The following is a 420-nucleotide window of genomic DNA, read 5'->3' on the forward strand; positions in this document are numbered from 1 at the left end:
TATTGTCTGGTAATGATGGCAGAGAGGTCACACCCGTTCCCATACCGAACACGGAAGTTAAGCTCTCTAGCGCCGATGGTAGTTGGGACCTTGTCCCTGTGAGAGTAGGACATTGCCAGGCTATATTATTCCGCAGTAGCTCAGTGGTAGAGCTATCGGCTGTTAACCGATCGGTCGTAGGTTCGAGTCCTACCTGCGGAGCCATTTATGGAGAGCTGTCCGAGATGGCCGAAGGAGCACGATTGGAAATCGTGTATACGTCACAAGCGTATCAAGGGTTCGAATCCCTTGCTCTCCGCCATTAGGAACTTTTGGCCCGTTGGTCAAGTGGTTAAGACACCGCCCTTTCACGGCGGTAACACGGGTTCGAATCCCGTACGGGTCACCACTTTTGGAGGATTAGCTCAGCTGGGAGAGCAC

The 420-nt window shown here is 52.9% G+C and carries 3 tRNA genes and 1 rRNA gene; all 4 read left to right on the forward strand.

Annotated features, from left to right (window positions below):
* Positions 1-5: 5 nt before the first annotated feature.
* Positions 6-121 (forward strand): 5S ribosomal RNA (gene rrf / locus MR063_RS21560).
* Positions 122-129: 8 nt separating this feature from the next.
* Positions 130-204 (forward strand) — tRNA-Asn (locus MR063_RS21565).
* Between the two features lie 5 nt (positions 205-209).
* Positions 210-301 (forward strand) — tRNA-Ser (locus tag MR063_RS21570).
* A gap of 12 nt (positions 302-313) precedes the next feature.
* Positions 314-388 (forward strand) — tRNA-Glu (locus MR063_RS21575).
* Positions 389-420: the final 32 nt, after the last annotated feature.

Source organism: Bacillus cereus group sp. BfR-BA-01492, assembly GCF_022662815.1.
Lineage (GTDB): Bacteria > Bacillota > Bacilli > Bacillales > Bacillaceae_G > Bacillus_A > Bacillus_A cereus_BD.